We start from the raw sequence: 17,921 nt of genomic DNA, 5'->3' as shown, positions 1-17,921 counted from the left end.
CTATTATAATACTTCAGGTGCAAGAGATATAATCTTCATAAAGTTACCAGCTCTTAGCTCTCTTGTAACTGAACCGAAAATTCTTGTACCAACTGGGTTTTTATCATCTTTTATAATTACTGCTGCATTATCATCGAATCTAATGTAGCTTCCATCATTTCTTTTTATACTATTTGTTGTTCTAACGATTACCGCCTTTACAACGTCGCTTTTCTTAACAACTCCACCTGGTGCAGCACTTTTAACAGCACATACTACTATATCGCCAACTTTTGCATATTTCTTATTAGTACCACCTAGTACTCTAATAACAAGAAGTTCTTTAGCGCCAGAGTTGTCAGCAACTTTTAAACGACTTTCTGTTTGAATCATACGATACTCCTTTCCAGATGAAAATTATTTTACTCTTTCAAGTATCTCAACAAGTCTCCATCTCTTTTCTCTTGAAAGAGGTCTTGTTTCCATAATTTTAACTCTATCACCAATTAAACATTCATTATTTTCATCATGTGCTTTAAATTTTGTAGTTTTTTTCATTTGTTTTTTATAAAGTGGGTGAGAAACGAAAGTTGCAACTTCTACAACTATTGTCTTATCCATCTTATTAGAAACTACATTTCCTATTATGACTTTTCTACTATTTCTTTCCATATAGTATTAAGCCTCCTTTCCAGCATTAAGCTCACGTTCTCTGATAATAGTTTTAACACGAGCTATATCTTTTCTAATGCCACCAATTCTCATAGGATTTTCTAACTGTCCAGTGGCTAATTGAAAACGTAGATTAAATAATTCTACTTTTAAATCTTTTAATTTTGCTTGTAAATCACTATCGTTCATTTGGCGAATTTCTTTAATTTTCATTAGCTTCACCTTCCTTCATCTCACGAGTTATAAATTTAGTCTTTACAGGTAATTTATGAGCAGCAAGTCTCATAGCTTCTCTAGCTACATCAACAGGAACTCCACTCATTTCGAATAACACTCTACCTGGTTTAACAACTGCTACCCAATATTCAGGAGCCCCTTTACCAGAACCCATTCTTACTTCAGCAGGTTTTTTAGTAACAGGCTTATCAGGGAACACTTTAATCCAAATTTTACCGCCTCTTTTTATATATCTTGTCATCGCACGTCTTGCAGATTCGATTTGGTTTGCAGTCATCCAGCAAGGTTCTAATGCTTGAATTGCATAATCTCCGTAAGAAATTGTATTTCCTCTTAGAGCTTTACCAGTCATTCTGCCTCTATGAACTCTACGATATTTTACTCTCTTAGGCATTAACATAGACTCTTTCCTCCTTCCGGCAACTAAGCTTCTTTCTTAGCGCCAGTTTTATTAAATCTTTTCTTATTGTCTTTCTTGTTTCTTCTGTCTTTTTTAGCTGGTCTTTCTTCAATAACAGCAGCTTTCATTCCTGGAAGAACTTCTCCTTTGTATAACCAAACTTTTACACCTAATTTTCCATAAGTTGTATCAGCTTCAGCGAATCCATATTCAATGTCAGCTCTTAAAGTTTGTAGAGGAATTGTTCCTTCAGAATATCCTTCAGTTCTAGCCATATCAGCTCCACCAAGTCTTCCTGAAACAGCAGTTTTAATACCTTTTGCTCCAGATTTTAATGATCTTTGCATAGCTTGTTTCATAGCACGTCTAAAAGATACACGTCTTTCTAATTGTCCTGCAATGTTTTCAGCAACTAATTGAGCACTTAAGTCAGGTCTTTTAACTTCTTCAACATTAACAATTACTTTTTTACCAGTTAATTTTTCAATCTTAACTCTTAATTCTTCAACGCCAGCTCCTGATTTTCCGATTACCATTCCTGGTTTAGCAGTGAAAATTGTAACCTTTACTCTATTTGCTGATCTTTCTATTTCAACTTTAGGTACTCCTGAAAGAGCTACCTCTTTTTTAACAAGTTTACGAATATTGTGGTCTTCTACTAATAAATTACCGAATTCTTTTTTGTCGGCAAACCATCTTGAGTCCCAATCTTTGATTATTCCAACTCTTAACCCATGAGGATTAACTTTTTGACCCATTTTTTATCCTCCTTACACTATTTTTCTGCTACTGTTACACCAATATGACTTGATCTTTTCAAAATTGGGTAAGCTGAACCTTTAGCCTTTGGTCTCCATCTTTTCATAACTGGAGCATCATTTGCATAAGCTTCTAATACATAAAGGTCTTTTCTATCTAAATTATGATTGTTTTCCGCATTAGCGACAGCTGATTTTAATACCTTTTCTAATAATCTAGCACCCGCTTTTGGAGTGAATCTTAGAATAGATAAAGCTTCATCTACATGCTTTCCTCTTATTTCTCTACAAATAAAGTTTACTTTAAGAGGTGAAATTCTTTGATATTTTGCAATTGCTTTAGCTTGCATGTTATTTCCTCCTTATCTATTATCTTACTTTACTATTTTTTTCGTTCTTTCCAACATGTCCCTTGTAAGTTCTAGTTAAAACGAACTCTCCAAGTTTATGTCCTACCATATCATCAGTAATATAAATTGGTAAGTGCTTTCTTCCATCATGAACAGCTATTGTGTGTCCAACGAATTGTGGAAAAATTGTACTTCTTCTTGACCAAGTTTTTACAACTTTCTTTTCATCTGCACTGTTTAATGCATCTATTTTCTTTAAAAGATGATCATCACAAAATGGTCCTTTTTTAAGAGATCTACCCATTTGTTCTCCTCCTTAATTAGTTTTTAGTTCTTCTTCTTACTATGAACTTATTAGACTTTTTGTTTTTCTTTCTAGTCTTAAGTCCTAAAGCTGGTTTACCCCAAGGAGTTGAAGGTGCTGGACGTCCAACAGGAGTTCTACCTTCCCCACCACCGTGAGGGTGATCTACTGGGTTCATTGCAGATCCTCTAACGTGAGGTCTTTTGCCCATATGTCTTGATCTTCCTGCTTTACCTACTGTTACAAGTTCGTGACTTAAGTTACCAACTTGTCCAACAGTTGCTCTACATTCTAAATGAATTAATCTAAATTCACCTGAAGGTAATCTTAATTGTGCAAATCTTCCTTCTTTACCCATTAATTGAGCTTCAGAACCTGCACTTCTTACTAATTGTCCACCTTTTCCAGGTTTTAATTCAATATTATGAACATTTGTACCTACTGGAATGTCTTTTAATTTTAAAGCATTACCGATTACGATATCTGCATTTTCTCCAGATTCTATCATAGCTCCAACTTTTAATCCTTCTGGAGCTAAGATATATCTTTTTTCTCCGTCTAGATAATGAATTAATGCTATGTTAGCTGTTCTGTTTGGATCGTATTCGATAGATGCAACCTTTCCAGGTACTCCATCTTTATTTCTTTTAAAATCTATTATTCTATATTTTCTCTTAGCACCGCCACCTCTATGTCTAACGGTAACTCTACCTAATGAATTTCTTCCGCCTGATTTTGATAAAGAAACTACTAAAGACTTTTCAGGTTGAGTCTTAGTTATCTCATCAAAAGTTAAAACGCTCATTCCACGTACACCAGCAGAAGTTGGTTTATACTTTCTAATAGCCATTAATATTACCTCCTATATTAAATACTTTCGAAAAATTCAATTTCTTTAGAATCTTCTGTAAGAGTAACAATGGCTTTTTTCCAATCAGATCTTTTGCCAACATTAGCTCCCATTCTTTTTTTCTTACCAGTAATATTCATTGTGTTTACTTGTTTAACTTTTACACCGAAAATTGTTTCTACGGCTTTTTTGATTTCAGATTTGTTAGCCTTAGTATCAACTTTGAAAGTGTATCTTTTTGATTCCATATTTTCCATTGAACGTTCAGTTACAACTGGTTTAATAATAATATCATATGCTGTCATTATGCATACACCTCCTCAATTTTTGATAAGGCATCTTTTACGATTACAAGATTATCAAATCTCATTAAATCATAAACGTTCATATAATCTACAACAACAGTTTCAATCTTTGGAAGGTTAGCGAATGATTTAATAATCATATCATTTCCTTCTGGTAAAACTATCATAGTCTTTGTTTCTAAATTTAAGTTTCTTAAGATTTCTTTTGCTTTCTTAGTGCTGAATGCATCTACTGTTAAAGCATCTAAAATTCTTAATTCTCCTTCAAGAACTTTTGAAGAAAGAACTGACTTCATAGCAAGTCTTCTTACTTTCTTAGGAACTGAGTATCTGTAGCTTCTTGGCTTTGGTGCGAATACAACCCCGCCACCTTTCCATTGAGGAGCTCTTATACTACCTTGTCTAGCACGACCAGTACCTTTTTGTCTCCAAGGCTTTCTTCCGCCTCCACGTACTTCTGCACGAGTTTTAGCAGATTGAGTGCCTTGTCTTCTATTAGCTAAATGGTTCTTTACTACTTCATAAACAACATGTTCATTAACTTCAACACCAAAAATAGCTTCGTTTAATTCTATATCACCAACAACTTCTCCAAGTTGGTTATAAACATTAACCTTAGGCATTATTTATCCTCCTTAAACTATCTCTTAACCGCTTCTCTAATTGTTACTAAACCACCTTTAGGTCCTGGAATAGCACCTTTTACAAGAATTAGGTTCTTTTCAACGTCAACTTTTACAACAACAAGATTTTGAACAGTACTTTTTTCATTTCCCATTTTTCCACTTGCTTTTCTACCTTTAAGTACTCTACCTGGATAAGTACCAGCACTTCTAGCACCGGCTACTCTGTGAGATTTTGAACCGTGACCTTCTGGTCCTCTTCCGTAGTTCCATCTCTTGATAGCACCTTGAGTACCTTTACCTTTAGAAGTTCCGATAACATCAACCTTATCTCCTTCAGCAAATAAGTCAACTTTAATTTCTTGTCCAGTTTCAAAAGTTTCGCCTCCGTTTAATCTAAATTCTCTTACAAATCTCTTATATCCAACACTTACTTTGTCAAAATGTCCTTTAAGAGGTTTTGTAACCTTCTTTTCTTTTTTGTCCACATATCCACATTGGATTGCATTATAACCATCAGTTTCAACAGTTTTAACTTGTATAACGAACATTGGGCCCGCTTCAACAACTGTTACAGGAACAACTGCTCCATCTTCAGTAAAAATTTGAGTCATTCCAATTTTTTTACCTAAAATACTCTTCATTGAGTACACCTCCTATTACTTACAGCGGATTGATTTACAATCATTCTAAGATTTATAACTTAATTTCGATATCTACCCCACTTGGAAGATTTAATTTCTTTAAACTTTCCAAAGTCTTTTGATTTGGGTTTAGGATATCAATAAGTCTTTTATGTGTTCTTTGTTCGAATTGTTCTCTACTATCTTTGTATTTGTGAACAGCTCTTAAGATTGTAATGATTTCCTTTTCTGTTGGTAGTGGAATAGGTCCTGATACTTCTGCACCAGTTCTCTTTGCAGATTCCACTATTTGTTGTGCTGAGCTATCGATTAATTCATGATCGTAAGCTCTTAATCTAATTCTGATTTTTTGTTTGTTTGCCAATTTTTTTACCTCCTTATTTCGCATGTTTTGGCATCATGCAACTAGGTCTTCCGTATCAACTCATCCGTGTGTTCCATTTTCACTTCTAAAAAATACGGCGACCCGTCGCCGAAATCTAGTTCGACATACTCAGAAATAATTACCTCACAAGCTGTAAAACAGCCGTTTAATGTGAGCAACCTATTTCGTCAACGCCTTTTTGTGCACACAAGCACTCATATATTATACAATAACAAAATAGATTTTGCAATACTTTTTTTGAATTTTTTTAAGTTTTTTTTCGAATTTTTAAGCGTTTTTTCAAAAATATTTTATTATGTGATTTGAATTACATTTTTAATATATTTTTTGTTTTTATAAAATTTTTTTATGAAAAAATTTGAAAAAGTGATACAAATTGTACCACTTTTATCTAAAATTTATTCTTCTATTTTTAAAATTTCTTCCATATTTTCTTTTTCAAAAACTTCAACATTTTTTATATTATCAAATCGCCTTGTAATTTTTGTAGAAGTTGTAAAAATATCTTTAACATCTTTGCTCACTTTATTTATATCTTTTTCCAAAGTTTCCCATCTCTTGGCATATCTATCAAACTCAACAGAAAGAGAATTCAATTCTTTTTGAATTTCCAATGCATATTGAGATTGTTTTAAATTTTGAGATACTGCTTGTATTGTCGTAAGTATCGCCATCATCGTAGTTGGAGAAGTAATCCAAACACGCTTTGAATAAGCATACTCAACAATTTTAGGCATATAAGCATTAAGATAAGCAAATATAGCCTCTGCAGGTAAAAACAAAATCGCTTGATCTGTCGTTTCGTTTTTTATTATATATTTTGAAGAAATATCATCAATATGTTTATTTAAATTTTGTTCAAAACTCTTTTCGTTTTCAACTTTATTTTCAGCTACATCTTCAAAAATTCTTCTATAATTTTCTAAAGGGAATTTGCTGTCTATACAAATAGTTCCAACAGGCTCAGGCGCAAACAATACGGCATCTGCTAAAGTTCCATTTGAAAGTTTATATTGTTTTTGGTAAATTTCATTGTTATCACCAAAAGCAGATGATAAAACTTGATAGAGTTGTACCTCTCCAAAAATTCCACGAGTTTTTTTATCCGTCAAAACATTATTTAGATTTTGAACATTATTAGATAAAAATTCCATTTTCTTTTGAGCCTCATCAAGCCTACCCAAACTCTGCATAACATTACTAAAAGTCTTTTTTGTATCTTCAAAACTTTTTTCAAGTTTTAATTCAACACTTTCATTTATCTTGTCAAGTCTTCCCTCAACAACAGTTGTAAGATTCAAAAAATCCCTTTTAAGTTCAGATTTTAATTTGTCGTTAAAATTGAAAATCGAATCAATATTTTCTTTTCCAGCTTTTATAATATTATCATTAGTAGAATTTTTAAATTCAAGTAGTTGACTAGTAATCTTTTCGTTATTTACATTTAGCTTATCATTCAGTCTATTGAATTCATCAGAAAAGCTAAGTTTTAATTTTAAAATATCTTCATCTTTTATAACTTCATCATTAGATTTTTTTGAAATTTGTAAAATCAAAACAATTGCAACAACAACTAATATAATTAAAATACCTATTAAAAAATAAATCATATCTCACCTATTTCAAAATGCCGAATTCATAACCATTTGATTTGAAGTGGTCAATTATACTAGGTAATGTTCTTAATGTTAAGTCTTTTCCTTGAGAATCATGCATTAAAACAACTACAATATTTTGTTGTTTCCAATAACTCAAAGATGTCTTAACATATTTTAACATTTCAGCCTCGTTAGTAGGTCTAACTTTTAAAGGCTCAGCATCACCAGACAAACTGTTCCAGTCAATCCATTCAAGTCCTAAACTCTTTAAAGTTTCATCTCCATTACCACCGGATTCAAGCCCTTTCCAAGACATATGTCCACCAGGATATCTCCAAACACCTGTATTGAACTTATCTCCTAAAAGTTCTTTTAATCTTGCCATAGTCTTTTCAGCCTCTTCTTTTATTACAGCAGGATTTGGAACTCTTTTTGGATATAATTTATTATAGTCGTGAGTAAAACTATGGATAGCTATTCCATGTCCCTCATTTAATTCTCTTTCCAAATATGGTTTAGCTTGGTCGTTCAAAGTCTTACCTACTATAAAAAATGTAGCAGGAACTTGTTTTTCTTTTAATATATCTAACGCTTTATCAGTAATTCCCGGAGTTACACCATCATCAAAAGTCAAGAATACAACTTTCTTTCCGGTATATTCTTTTTTACTCATAATATAATCTCTAATTTCAGCAGTATCATAAGCATAAGCGTCTGCAGATTTTATATGATTTCCAGATTCTGCAAAGTCAATTCCACTTGGATTAGATTTTTCTTGTTCTTTTTCAACTTCAGTTTTCTTTTCAGTAGCATTATCATCTGATTTTTTAGTATCGTCTTTTTTAATCTGATTTTGTGTTTTATTTTGATTTAAAACTCCTAAAACATATTTACCACCTAAAAAAGAAAAAAGAGCCAAGAAAACTGCACATATAATTACAAAATTTTCTTTTCTTCTCTTTCTCTTCTTTCTCTCTCTCATTCTTCTTGTTCTTTCTTCATTATCTATCATTAAAATTACCTCCTAACCGCCATATTGTTATTATCTATAAGTATATCACATTTACAATTAAGTTGTAAACTCAATTAACATTGTTTAACAGTTTTTTTCAGAATGAAATTATGATATAATAAAATATATGACGAACTAAAAATTTAGTTTAAAAAAATAAATTAAAGGAGTTTTTATGAGAAACATTTATTCAAATCCACTTACAAACAGATACGCAAGCAAAGAAATGAGTTATATCTTTTCAGATGAATTCAAATTTAAAACTTGGAGAAAATTATGGATAACTCTTGCAAAAGGAGAAAAGAGCTTAGGATTAAATATTACAGATGAGCAAATCAAAGAACTTGAATCTTTTAAAGATGATATAAATTTTGAAGTTGCTTTAGAAAGAGAAAAAATTGTAAAGCACGATGTTATGAGTCATGTTTATGCTTATGGAGTTCAATGCCCTAATGCAAAAGGAATTATCCACCTTGGAGCAACAAGTTGTTTCGTTGGAGATAATACAGAACTTATTGTTATGAAAGAGGCTCTTTTGGTTGTTAAGAAAAAAATTATAAATGTTTTAAATTTATTAAAAACAAATGCCTTAAAATATAAAAAAATTCCTACTCTAGCATATACTCACTTTCAACCTGCACAACCTACAACAGTTGGAAAAAGATTAACATTATATATGCAAGATTTACTTATAGACCTTGAAGAATTGAATTTCATCTTAGAAAATCTAAAACTTCGTGGAGCAAAAGGAACAACAGGAAGTCAAGCATCTTTTATGGAACTTTTCGATAATGACGAAGAAAAAGTTAAAAAACTTGATAATTTCATAGCACAAGAAATGAATTTCAAAGGAGTTTTTGCAGTTTCAAGTCAAACATACACAAGAAAAATCGACAGTAAAATTTTATTTTTACTATCAAATATAGCACAATCTGCTCACAAATTTTCAAACGATTTAAGACTTTTACAACATTTAAAAGAAATAGAAGAACCTTTTGGAAAAAATCAAATCGGCTCATCAGCTATGCCTTATAAAAGAAATCCAATGAAATCAGAAAGAATCGGTGCATTATCAAACTTTGTAATTTCAAATGTAATAAACCCTTCTATGACTTTCGCTACACAATGGTTTGAAAGGACTTTAGACGACAGTGCAAACAAAAGACTTTCAATCTCTCAAGGATTCTTAGCGATAGACGGGATATTAGAACTCTATGCAAATGTAGTTGACGGAATGGTAGTTTATAAAAAAGTAATCGAAAAACATTTAATGGCTGAATTACCTTTTATGGCAAGTGAAAACATAATGATGAACCAAGTTAAAAAAGGTGGAGACAGACAAGAACTTCACGAAAGAATTAGAGAACTTTCACAAATAGCAGGTAAAAATGTAAAAGAAAAAGGACTTGAAAATAATTTATTAGAATTAATAAAAGATGATGAATTTTTTGACATAAACGAAGATGAACTTGAAGAAGTCTTAGACCCTTCAAAATACATCGGAAGATGCCCATCACAAGTTGATGAATTTATCGAAAATGAAGTCAATCCCGTATTAGAAAACAACAAAAATTTAATTGAAGAAATAAAAGAAATAGAAATTTAAAAAACGCTCCACTCGGAGCGTTTTTAATTTTCAATAATATCTCTAAAACTTACTTGCATCAACAGAATTTAAGTATTCTTCTATTGGTTCAACAGCTTTTTTGATAGTTCCGTCAATAAATGGGTTTTCTAAGTTTGCAACTTCAAGTAATTGTAAGAATGGTTTTGTTCCACCTGTTTTGCAAAGTCTTAAATAATCAGCAAAAGCAGATTTGTGGTCTTTTCTATCCTTATTCCAGAATTGGAAAGCACAAACTTGAGCCAAAGTATAATCTATATAGTAAAATGGCATTTGGTAAATATGTCTTTGTCTAAACCAGAATCCACCTTCTTCAAGAACTTTTATTCCTGCATAATCTCTATGTGGTAGATATTTCTTTTCCAATTCTCTATATTTTTCACGTCTTTCCTTTGGAGAAAGTTCAGGATTTTCATAAACGATATGTTGAAATTCATCAACTAACGCACCATAAGGTAAGAACATTAGACAATGAGCAATATGATTATATCTAAACTTGTCAGCCTCTTCTTCAAAGAATAAATCCATCCAAGGCCAAGTAAAAAATTCCATACTCATTGAATGAATTTCAGCTGATTCCATTCCTGGCCAAGTATATTCAGGAATATAATCCCTTGATGAAAAAACTTGGAAAGCATGTCCTGCCTCGTGAGTCAAAACTTCAACATCATGAGTTGTACCATTGAAATTAGCAAAGATAAAAGGACTTCTCCAATTTCTTAAGTAAGTACAATATCCACCAGCAGCCTTTGTTCCCTTTGAATCCAAGTCAAATAAATCTTTTGTTTTCATAAAGTCAAAAAATTCTTTTGTTTCAGGAGAAAGTTCACTATACATTTTTTCTGCTCTTTCAACTAACCATTTTTCTTCACCGTGCGGAGCAGGATTTCCTGTTTTAAAGAAAATTGGTTCATCATAGAAAGTCAACTTATCAACACCAATTCTCTTGCTTTGTTCTTCTCTTAACTTATTACAAATAGGAACAATAGTTTCTAAAATTTGTTTTCTATAACCTTCAACATCTTTAGCATTATAGTCAACTCTTCCCATTTTTTTGTAACCAAGCTCGATAAAGTTTTTATAGCCAAGTTTTTTAGCCATTCTATCTCTTATCTTAACAATCTTATCATAAATTTCGTCTAATTTTTCAGTTTGTTCTTCATAAATTTCTGAAATAAGATTTGTAGCTTTTCTTCTAGTTTCAGCATCTGAATCTTGAGAATATTTAGCAAGTTGAGTAAGGTTTAACTGTTCTCCATTCCATTCTTTTGAACAAGCAGATAAAAGTTTTTGATATTCCATAACAACTTTTGATTCTTCAACTAAATCTTCCATAATTGAAGGATTAAAAGTTAATAAATAATTTTCATATTTTTGGAATAAATAAACACCAAACTCTTCTTCTAATTCTTTTCTAAATTTACTATTAACAAAAGCTCTAACATATTCAACTTCAGCCTCTTGAACTCTTGGATAATTTTCTTGAATAAATTGCATTTCCTTATCAAAAAATTCATCTTTAGTATCAATAGAATTTTTTATATTTGCTAAAGTTATCATACTATCAGTAGTTCCACTAACTTCATTAAGTTCATTATAAGTTGCAACAGCTTTATCACTTGTATTAGCATTTACAAGTCTTTGAGTCAAAGCTCTAATATCAGCTATAAGCTTTTCAAAATCAGGACGAACATAATTATAATCGCCAAATTTTAAATCTAAATTTTCTTTATTCATACTTCCCTCCTAAATAATTAATCAACAATAATATTCTAACACATTTTAAGTATAAAAAACAATCTCATAAAGATTTAAATTTAAAAAAGGAATTACAAGCGTAATTCCTTTTAAAATTATCTTTTTAACATCATTGCGTATGGTTCCCAAGGGTCAATTTTGATTGATTCTTCTTCTAAGCCTTTTAACCATTTTTCGTCAACGAATTTTTTGTCAACTATTGCTGAAATATTTTCATTTGTAAACCAAGAGTCGCTCATTGAGAATATTCCTTTATCTCCAATTTCATCTCCCCAAGAGTTTTCAACTTGCCATTTTATTGGATTTCCATTTTCGTCTAAATCAACTCCAACAAAAGTCATTGCATGAGTTAAATCTGTATATCTGTAATCAATTCTGTCTGCTTTTGAAAACTCTCCAAGTTCTGTTAAAGTTTCATCATAGTTGAATAAGTCTTTGTCCATTATTCCTAATTTTCTATCACAATTTTTCATAACATCACAAGCAAACCAAACAGCCTCTCCCGCTTTAAGTGATGCTATAATTGCTTTTTTAATTTCTTCTTGTGGAACATTTAGTGATGCAACAGGATTTCCTTCCCTAACTGATTTGAAATATTTTAACTCAATCTTTTTACCAAATGGATATTTTCCTCTTGGGTCTTCGATTAAGTCAACCTTAGTTGCAAAGTAATCACCAACATATTCTTCATAAAATTTCATCGCAGTAAGATTTGTAATCTTTTGGAATTTATCATCTTTATCCATATATTCAAAGTCAAAAGTTTCCGGTAATTTTCCTAAAACTTTTGTACAAATGTTATAAACTTCATAAAGAGTTTCTTCTTTTAATTTTCTTAACTCCTCAACAGTTGCACCATTTAAATGAGCTTTTCTCATATTCATAGCAGTTCTCTTTAGTCTAACATTGATTTGTTCAACAAAAGCCTCTGAATTTGATGAGCTGAAAGTTTCAGGCATAACTGATTTAGGAACAATACCATATTTTGAAATTAAATCATCAAAACATTCAAAAAAGTTTCCATCATCTGCACCAAGGTCTAACAAACAATCCATAAGTCTTGTTCCAAGTGGTTCATCTATATGTTCAATCATAAGTTCTAAGAAGTTGTTTGATTTTTCCATTTTATCCATAAAGAAAAGATAAACTTGTGAAAATTCAAAAGTTTTTAAATTTAATTTTTCCATAACTTTTAATCTCAAAACATTAAGTCCTGAGAACATCCAACAACGGCCTGATTTCTTTTGATTTGTTATTTCAGCTTTCTTTACACTGTCTGAAAATTTAAAATTATGAAATCTTAAAACATCATTATTAAGAGAACTTTCTTGAATTCCAGTTCTAGCAATCGCATTTGAAATAACTCTACTTGTAGCATCGTTTTCAAAACGATTTTTAAAATTTTTCATCATTTCATTTGTTACCATTTTATTCCCTCCATATTTTATATTTTAACACAACTATAATAGCACAACAAAATCATTATTTCAATAGATTTCTAGAATTAATTGATATTTTTTATCGATTATTTGTATTATTAGAAAAAATTATATTTTTATAATACAAATATCAAAAAAAATATTTACTAATGTCGTTTTATATGTTACAATTCTATCGTAAGAAATTTTATTAACTAATTTTTCTTATAATATTTTATTTTAGGAGATTTACTATGAAAAAGAAATTCATAGCACCATTGTTAGTTGCATCAACTTTTGCCACAAGTTCAAGCTTAATCTTAGCAAAAGAGACAAATTTAACCAAAGAAGAAATCGTTTTAGAAAAAAATAAGCAAAAAAATATTGTTATGCTTAGAGAATCTGATTGGGGTGATGATTAATTATGGATATAGAATTTTTAAAAAACTTTATACTACCAAAATTAAGTATAATTTACATCATTGTCATGTTATTATTAATCAGAAAATTTAAGCTGATAACAAATCCTATTAAAATTATAATAGCGTCAAGTTCAATGGTGTTTGTATTTAATTATTTTGTATTGTGTAATAGTTTAAAATACTCTTTGATAGAAACTTTATGTCTAACACTTATTGCAAATATTCCTTTTTCTAAAAATACATTTAAGAGGAAGTAATAAAATGAAAAAATATAATTTTAAAAAATTTTTATACCTAACTTAATTTTACAATATGAGTTATTAGAAAAAATTATATTTTTATAATACAAATACCAAAAAAATATTGACTAATACTGTTTTATATGTTACAATTCCATTGTAAGAAATTTTATTAACTAATTTTTCTTATAATATTTTATTTTTTGGAGGTTTACTATGAAAAAGAAATTCATAGCACTATTGTTAATTGCATCAACTTTTGCTACAAGTTCAAGCTTAATCTTAGCAAAAGAGACAAATTTAATCAAAGAAGAAATCGTTTTAGAAAAAAATAAGCAAAAACCTATTGTTATGCTTAGAGAATCCGATTGGGGTGATGAAAACTATGGAAATTGGAAAGAAATAGCAAAACACCCTGAAAATTACAAAAAAGTAACAGCTTGTATGTTAAAAAAAATGGCACTTTTGGGAATAGACTTTTCTGTTCAAGAAGTGTTAGGAATGTTAGCTACAGGTTCAGCAATATATTATTTAGGAATTAAAGCTGTTATATCTTTAGGCTCATGCTTATTTGAGTAAATTAATATGGACTATTTAATTTTAAAAAGAATATGTATTATCTGTATAACATTATTTCTAGCATTTATAATCAGAAAAAAAAATAATATTAAAAATATCTATATTAAATACTTAATTTTTTCAATATTTTGTTTTACAATTAATTATTTTGGTAAATTTGTGACTTTAAAATCATTAATTATATATTATATATACTCTACCGTTCTGTTTTTCGCTGTTAGATATATATGTGAAAGGTCAAGTAAAAATGAAAAGAATAAAGAAGATAATTAAAACTTTTAATATTATATTAGTTTGCTTTTTATTTTTATTTTGTATTTCAAGTTGTAAAAATCACGAAACACAAAATACTCAACAAAATCAAAAAGAAAATTTATATATACAAAAAATATCTGTAAACAAGTTAATAGAAATAATTGACAACCAAGACAATTTTTCCTTCATAATAACAAAAAGTTCTTGTGATATGTGTGAAAATTTATACAGTATATTAAATAATCACAAAGATATAAAAATTGATTACGAAATAAAATTAGATAATACAGACAAAAATTATAAAAAAAATTTAAAGAAATTAAAGAATATTCTACCAAATTTAATGGTAGCTCCGGATTTAAATTTCAAAAAAGGAAATAAGATTTATAGATTCGACTCTGAGTATTCGGATATTAATTATGAAAATTTATCTTCTTGGATAAAAAAATATAAAAATAATGATTAATATTATACTAAGATATTTTATCTTTAATTTTTTAGTTTTAAAATTAAAAAAGTTGGTGTTTTATATGCCAACTTTTTTATTACAAAAAAGCTGTGATTATTCACAGCTTAGTATTTCTTCTATTTTGTTATGAACTAAATCTAAATTAGCTTTAGAATCAGAACTAAAAGGTATAACCAGATTCATATCTTTTACACCTAAAGTTTCTCTAACAATTTTTAAATGTTTATTCCATTGACCTCTTGAAATCTTATCGGCTTTTGTCGCAATAACATAACCACTGAAACCATATTCTAAAAGCCAATTATACATCATTACATCTTCCTTGCTCGGTGCATGTCTGATATCTACAACAAGTATAACTTCACACAAATTTTCTCTGTTTGAAAGATAAGTTTCAATAATTGTTCCCCATTTTTCCTTTTCACTTTTTGAAACTTGTGCATATCCATAACCGGGTAAATCGACCAATCTAAACTCATCATTTATTTTGTAAAAATTTACCGTTCTTGTTTTTCCGGGCTTAGAACTTGTTCTAGCTAAGTTTTTTCTATTTATAAAAGCATTTATAAAACTTGATTTTCCTACATTACTTCTTCCGGCAAATGCGACTTCTTTCAAATCAGAGTTAGGATATTGTGAAATAATCGCAGCTATTTGTTCTAATTCACTTGAAATTATTTTCACTTTACACCTCTTTTTCTAAAACTAAGTCTAACACTTCACAAACATCAGAAACAGGATAGATATTTAAAGTTTCTCTAATATCTTCAGGAATTTCTTCGATATCTACTTCATTTTCCTTTGGAATAATTATATTTTTTATTCCATATCTATTTCCAGCAAGAATTTTTTCTTTAAGACCACCAATAGCAAGAACTCTACCTCTTAAAGTAACTTCTCCTGTCATCGCAAATTGTCTATTAACTTTTCTGTTTGTAAGAGCACTTACGATTGCAGTTGTCATTGTTATCCCTGCAGATGGACCGTCTTTTGGTACTGCTCCTTCAGGAACGTGAATGTGAATGTCTTTTTCTTTATAAAAGTCCTCATTGATATTAAATTTATCAGCTTTACTTCTTACAAATGAAATTGCAGTCATCGCTGATTCTTTCATAACATCACCAAGTTGTCCGGTAAGTTGTATCTTTCCGGTGCCTTTAACAATATCTGTTTCTATTGTTAAAAGTTCTCCTCCGACTTCTGTCCAAGCTAAACCATTTACAAGTCCAACTTTATCTTCTTTTTCCAAAACGTCATCGTGATATTTTTTCTTTCCTAAGAAATCAACAAGATTTTTAGAATTCACTGTAACTTTTTTAGTCTTCTCTGAAACCAAAAGTACAGCCGATTTTCTTATAACTTTTTCTATCAGTCTTTCTAAGTTTCTAACTCCTGATTCCCTAGTATAATAACGAATCATATCTCTAACTGCATCAACTTTTATATCAAGCATTCTCTTAGTTATAGAAAAGTTTTTAAATGCCTTCGGAATTAAATGGTCGATAGCAATTTTTTCCTTTTCGTCATAAGTGTAACTTGAAACCGGTATAACTTCCATTCTATCAAGCAATGGTGATGGAATTGTAGAAGTTGTATTTGCAGTAGTAATAAACATAACTTTTGACAAATCAAAAGGAATATTTATATAGTTATCTGTAAATTTATTATTTTGCTCAGGGTCAAGAACTTCAAGTAATGCACTTGAAGGGTCGCCTCTAAAATCATTTGAAACTTTGTCTATTTCATCAAGCAACAATACAGGATTGTTTACTTTACATTGTTCTAACAAATTCAAAATTTTGCCCGGCATTGCTCCGACATAAGTTCTTCTATGACCTCTTATCTCACTTTCATCATGCAGTCCACCAAGCCTCATAGAAACAAATTCTCTATTCAAAGACTTTGCAATGGATTTTGCGATAGAAGTTTTACCAACTCCCGGAGGGCCAACTAAACAAATGATTGAACCTTTTTGATTGTTTGAAATCTGTCTTAAAGCTATCGACTCAACAATTCTATCCTTAACATCTTTAAGTCCAAAATGTTCCTTATCTAAAATTTTTCTAGTATAATTAACATCTAATTTTTCTTTTTTTGATTTTTTCCAAGGAAGTGCCACTATCTTATCAAGATAATTTCTAATTACATTTCCTTCAGGAGAGCCTGACGGAATTTCTGAAAGTTTTCTAATTTCTTTAAATAACATTTCCTCAATATTTTCGTCAAAACCAAAGCTCATTATTGCATTTGCATATTCATCAAGCTCTGAGCTTAAATCTTCTCCATCCCCAAGTTCTTCTTTTATTACATTTAGTTGTTCTCTTAAATAATATTCCCTTTGATTTTTATTAAGTCTTGATGAAACCTTTCTTGACAATTTTTCTTCAAGGAAAGATAACTCTATTGAATTTTGTAAAATTTCATAAAGTTTTTCAAGCCTTTGACGCATATCAAAAATTTTGAAATTTTCAAAATGCTCATCATCAGACAATCCCATTATATAACTTGCAACATTATTTGTGAATTTATCCATATTTAAAGAAACTTGAACACTAACTTCCGTATCAACATCTAAATGTCTTTTCTTAGTTGTGTAGTCTTCAAAAGCACCTTCAACCATATTTCTAAGAGTTAATAATTCAGCATCTTCACTCTCAACTTCATTGTAATAATATTCTTCAACATCTGCTCTTAAAAATCTACCGTCATCATAAATTTTCTTTGCCTTACATCTGCAAATACCCTCAGCTAAGACTCTAGTAACACCGTTATTCATCTTCAAAATTTGCTTAACGATAACAACTGTTCCCATTTCATATAAATCTTCAGCTTTAGGGTCCTCAGTTCTAATATCTTTTTGAGTAAAAACAACTAGAATAGAATCTTTTTTCAATGCAGTTTCTATTGCATCAATAGATTTTTTTCTTCCAGCATCAAAATGAACAACAGAATATGGGTAAATCCAAAGACCTCTAAGTGCAAGTACAGGTCTATTTAATTTTTCTTCAATATTAAAATTTATATTGCTCATAAATATTTT

At 29.9% G+C, this 17,921-nt stretch carries 22 protein-coding genes; 4 read left to right on the top strand and 18 right to left on the bottom strand.

The features are described 5' to 3' along the window. Nucleotides 1–3 precede the first annotated feature (3 nt). The 14 genes from rplN to ACKTSI_RS02575 form a co-directional block, all read right to left on the bottom strand. Nucleotides 4–372, bottom strand: coding sequence for a 50S ribosomal protein L14 (rplN, locus tag ACKTSI_RS02640; protein ID WP_068473741.1), 369 nt, complete (start codon nt 370–372; stop codon nt 4–6). Between the two features lie 24 nt (nt 373–396). Further along, complete coding sequence (rpsQ, locus tag ACKTSI_RS02635; protein ID WP_004833613.1) at nt 397–651, bottom strand: 30S ribosomal protein S17; 255 nt, start codon at nt 649–651, stop codon at nt 397–399. A gap of 6 nt (nt 652–657) precedes the next feature. After that, nucleotides 658–864 carry a 50S ribosomal protein L29 gene (rpmC, locus tag ACKTSI_RS02630; protein WP_009448199.1) on the bottom strand — a complete coding sequence of 69 codons (207 nt, stop codon included), beginning with the start codon at nt 862–864 and terminating at the stop codon, nt 658–660. After that, nucleotides 854–1,288, bottom strand: coding sequence for a 50S ribosomal protein L16 (gene rplP / locus ACKTSI_RS02625; protein ID WP_004833615.1), 435 nt, complete (start codon nt 1,286–1,288; stop codon nt 854–856). Before rplP ends, rpmC begins: the two co-directional genes overlap by 11 nt. Before the next feature lie 23 nt (nt 1,289–1,311). Continuing rightward, entirely contained in the window at nt 1,312–2,046 is a 735-nt protein-coding gene (rpsC, locus tag ACKTSI_RS02620) for a 30S ribosomal protein S3 (RefSeq protein WP_068473744.1), read from the bottom strand. Nucleotides 2,047–2,063: 17 nt separating this feature from the next. Next, complete coding sequence (rplV, locus tag ACKTSI_RS02615; RefSeq protein WP_068473746.1) at nt 2,064–2,396, bottom strand: 50S ribosomal protein L22; 333 nt, start codon at nt 2,394–2,396, stop codon at nt 2,064–2,066. A 19-nt stretch (nt 2,397–2,415) separates the two neighbouring features. Next, a complete protein-coding gene (gene rpsS / locus ACKTSI_RS02610) occupies nt 2,416–2,700 on the bottom strand; it encodes a 30S ribosomal protein S19 (protein ID WP_009372520.1) in 285 nt (94 codons plus the stop codon). Nucleotides 2,701–2,716: 16 nt separating this feature from the next. Beyond that, a complete protein-coding gene (rplB, locus tag ACKTSI_RS02605; protein ID WP_068473749.1) occupies nt 2,717–3,550 on the bottom strand; it encodes a 50S ribosomal protein L2 in 834 nt (277 codons plus the stop codon). Nucleotides 3,551–3,567: 17 nt separating this feature from the next. Continuing rightward, nucleotides 3,568–3,858: a 50S ribosomal protein L23 gene (gene rplW / locus ACKTSI_RS02600; protein ID WP_197415927.1), complete on the bottom strand. Its 291-nt coding sequence runs from the start codon at nt 3,856–3,858 to the stop codon at nt 3,568–3,570. Beyond that, on the bottom strand, nt 3,855–4,478 hold the full coding sequence (gene rplD / locus ACKTSI_RS02595; protein WP_068473755.1) for a 50S ribosomal protein L4: 624 nt from the start codon (nt 4,476–4,478) through the stop codon (nt 3,855–3,857). The genes rplW and rplD overlap by 4 nt, the downstream gene beginning before the upstream one ends. A gap of 17 nt (nt 4,479–4,495) precedes the next feature. Next, the gene (rplC, locus tag ACKTSI_RS02590; RefSeq protein WP_407863050.1) at nt 4,496–5,122 is read right to left on the bottom strand and encodes a 50S ribosomal protein L3; all 627 of its coding nucleotides are present in this window, start codon (nt 5,120–5,122) and stop codon (nt 4,496–4,498) included. Nucleotides 5,123–5,174: 52 nt separating this feature from the next. Next, nucleotides 5,175–5,510: a 30S ribosomal protein S10 gene (gene rpsJ, locus ACKTSI_RS02585; protein ID WP_004833624.1), complete on the bottom strand. Its 336-nt coding sequence runs from the start codon at nt 5,508–5,510 to the stop codon at nt 5,175–5,177. Between the two features lie 395 nt (nt 5,511–5,905). Then, nucleotides 5,906–7,117, bottom strand: a complete 1,212-nt coding sequence (locus ACKTSI_RS02580; RefSeq protein WP_407863049.1) for a DNA recombination protein RmuC — start codon at nt 7,115–7,117, stop codon at nt 5,906–5,908. A 7-nt stretch (nt 7,118–7,124) separates the two neighbouring features. Beyond that, nucleotides 7,125–8,117 (bottom strand): polysaccharide deacetylase family protein, encoded by a 993-nt coding sequence (locus ACKTSI_RS02575; protein WP_201275639.1) that lies wholly within the window; start codon nt 8,115–8,117, stop codon nt 7,125–7,127. Nucleotides 8,118–8,292: 175 nt separating this feature from the next. Here ACKTSI_RS02575 and purB point away from each other — a divergent pair, with 175 nt between their 5' ends. Further along, complete coding sequence (gene purB, locus ACKTSI_RS02570) at nt 8,293–9,723, top strand: adenylosuccinate lyase (protein ID WP_407863048.1); 1,431 nt, start codon at nt 8,293–8,295, stop codon at nt 9,721–9,723. Nucleotides 9,724–9,765: 42 nt separating this feature from the next. On the opposite strand, the gene ACKTSI_RS02565 is transcribed toward purB, so the two are convergent. Next, nucleotides 9,766–11,478, bottom strand: a complete 1,713-nt coding sequence (locus ACKTSI_RS02565; protein WP_407863047.1) for a M3 family oligoendopeptidase — start codon at nt 11,476–11,478, stop codon at nt 9,766–9,768. Nucleotides 11,479–11,594: 116 nt separating this feature from the next. Then, complete coding sequence (locus tag ACKTSI_RS02560; protein ID WP_068473773.1) at nt 11,595–12,926, bottom strand: aminopeptidase C; 1,332 nt, start codon at nt 12,924–12,926, stop codon at nt 11,595–11,597. A 245-nt stretch (nt 12,927–13,171) separates the two neighbouring features. Between ACKTSI_RS02560 and ACKTSI_RS02555 the strand changes: the two genes are divergently transcribed. The 3 genes from ACKTSI_RS02555 (at nt 13,172) to ACKTSI_RS02545 (ending at nt 14,878) form a co-directional block, all read left to right on the top strand. Then, nucleotides 13,172–13,339 (top strand): hypothetical protein, encoded by a 168-nt coding sequence (locus tag ACKTSI_RS02555; RefSeq protein ID WP_407863046.1) that lies wholly within the window; start codon nt 13,172–13,174, stop codon nt 13,337–13,339. A gap of 455 nt (nt 13,340–13,794) precedes the next feature. Beyond that, nucleotides 13,795–14,157: a hypothetical protein gene (locus ACKTSI_RS02550; protein WP_308577578.1), complete on the top strand. Its 363-nt coding sequence runs from the start codon at nt 13,795–13,797 to the stop codon at nt 14,155–14,157. A 247-nt stretch (nt 14,158–14,404) separates the two neighbouring features. Beyond that, nucleotides 14,405–14,878 (top strand): hypothetical protein, encoded by a 474-nt coding sequence (locus ACKTSI_RS02545; RefSeq protein WP_407863045.1) that lies wholly within the window; start codon nt 14,405–14,407, stop codon nt 14,876–14,878. Between the two features lie 96 nt (nt 14,879–14,974). Here the strand turns inward: ACKTSI_RS02545 and yihA are convergent, their stop codons facing one another. Both yihA and lon read right to left on the bottom strand, forming a co-directional pair. Then, on the bottom strand, nt 14,975–15,565 hold the full coding sequence (gene yihA / locus ACKTSI_RS02540; RefSeq protein WP_068473783.1) for a ribosome biogenesis GTP-binding protein YihA/YsxC: 591 nt from the start codon (nt 15,563–15,565) through the stop codon (nt 14,975–14,977). Between the two features lies 1 nt (nt 15,566). Then, nucleotides 15,567–17,912 carry an endopeptidase La gene (gene lon / locus ACKTSI_RS02535; RefSeq protein WP_201275644.1) on the bottom strand — a complete coding sequence of 782 codons (2,346 nt, stop codon included), beginning with the start codon at nt 17,910–17,912 and terminating at the stop codon, nt 15,567–15,569. Between the last annotated feature and the right edge of the window lie 9 nt (nt 17,913–17,921).

It is taken from the genome of Parvimonas parva, assembly GCF_045866535.1.
GTDB lineage: Bacteria > Bacillota > Clostridia > Tissierellales > Peptoniphilaceae > Parvimonas > Parvimonas parva.
The sequence above is the reverse complement of the archived record's forward strand: the minus strand, read 5'-3'. Positions and strand labels throughout refer to the sequence as shown.

What these genes read in the sequence shown, in the direction of transcription:
- rpsS (WP_009372520.1), bottom strand. Translation starts at nt 2,700, where the DNA reads ATGGGTAGATCTCTTAAAAAAGGACCATTTTGTGATGATCATCTTTTA.
- rplN (WP_068473741.1), bottom strand. Translation starts at nt 372, where the DNA reads ATGATTCAAACAGAAAGTCGTTTAAAAGTTGCTGACAACTCTGGCGCT.
- rplV (WP_068473746.1), bottom strand. Translation starts at nt 2,396, where the DNA reads ATGCAAGCTAAAGCAATTGCAAAATATCAAAGAATTTCACCTCTTAAA.
- ACKTSI_RS02575 (WP_201275639.1), bottom strand. Translation starts at nt 8,117, where the DNA reads ATGATAGATAATGAAGAAAGAACAAGAAGAATGAGAGAGAGAAAGAAG.
- rplD (WP_068473755.1), bottom strand. Translation starts at nt 4,478, where the DNA reads ATGCCTAAGGTTAATGTTTATAACCAACTTGGAGAAGTTGTTGGTGAT.
- ACKTSI_RS02545 (WP_407863045.1), top strand. Translation starts at nt 14,405, where the DNA reads ATGAAAAGAATAAAGAAGATAATTAAAACTTTTAATATTATATTAGTT.
- ACKTSI_RS02565 (WP_407863047.1), bottom strand. Translation starts at nt 11,478, where the DNA reads ATGAATAAAGAAAATTTAGATTTAAAATTTGGCGATTATAATTATGTT.
- ACKTSI_RS02555 (WP_407863046.1), top strand. Translation starts at nt 13,172, where the DNA reads ATGAAAAAGAAATTCATAGCACCATTGTTAGTTGCATCAACTTTTGCC.
- ACKTSI_RS02580 (WP_407863049.1), bottom strand. Translation starts at nt 7,117, where the DNA reads ATGATTTATTTTTTAATAGGTATTTTAATTATATTAGTTGTTGTTGCA.
- rpsC (WP_068473744.1), bottom strand. Translation starts at nt 2,046, where the DNA reads ATGGGTCAAAAAGTTAATCCTCATGGGTTAAGAGTTGGAATAATCAAA.
- rpsQ (WP_004833613.1), bottom strand. Translation starts at nt 651, where the DNA reads ATGGAAAGAAATAGTAGAAAAGTCATAATAGGAAATGTAGTTTCTAAT.
- purB (WP_407863048.1), top strand. Translation starts at nt 8,293, where the DNA reads ATGAGAAACATTTATTCAAATCCACTTACAAACAGATACGCAAGCAAA.
- rpmC (WP_009448199.1), bottom strand. Translation starts at nt 864, where the DNA reads ATGAAAATTAAAGAAATTCGCCAAATGAACGATAGTGATTTACAAGCA.
- rplP (WP_004833615.1), bottom strand. Translation starts at nt 1,288, where the DNA reads ATGTTAATGCCTAAGAGAGTAAAATATCGTAGAGTTCATAGAGGCAGA.
- rplC (WP_407863050.1), bottom strand. Translation starts at nt 5,122, where the DNA reads ATGAAGAGTATTTTAGGTAAAAAAATTGGAATGACTCAAATTTTTACT.
- rpsJ (WP_004833624.1), bottom strand. Translation starts at nt 5,510, where the DNA reads ATGCGAAATAAGGAGGTAAAAAAATTGGCAAACAAACAAAAAATCAGA.
- ACKTSI_RS02560 (WP_068473773.1), bottom strand. Translation starts at nt 12,926, where the DNA reads ATGGTAACAAATGAAATGATGAAAAATTTTAAAAATCGTTTTGAAAAC.
- ACKTSI_RS02550 (WP_308577578.1), top strand. Translation starts at nt 13,795, where the DNA reads ATGAAAAAGAAATTCATAGCACTATTGTTAATTGCATCAACTTTTGCT.
- rplB (WP_068473749.1), bottom strand. Translation starts at nt 3,550, where the DNA reads ATGGCTATTAGAAAGTATAAACCAACTTCTGCTGGTGTACGTGGAATG.
- lon (WP_201275644.1), bottom strand. Translation starts at nt 17,912, where the DNA reads ATGAGCAATATAAATTTTAATATTGAAGAAAAATTAAATAGACCTGTA.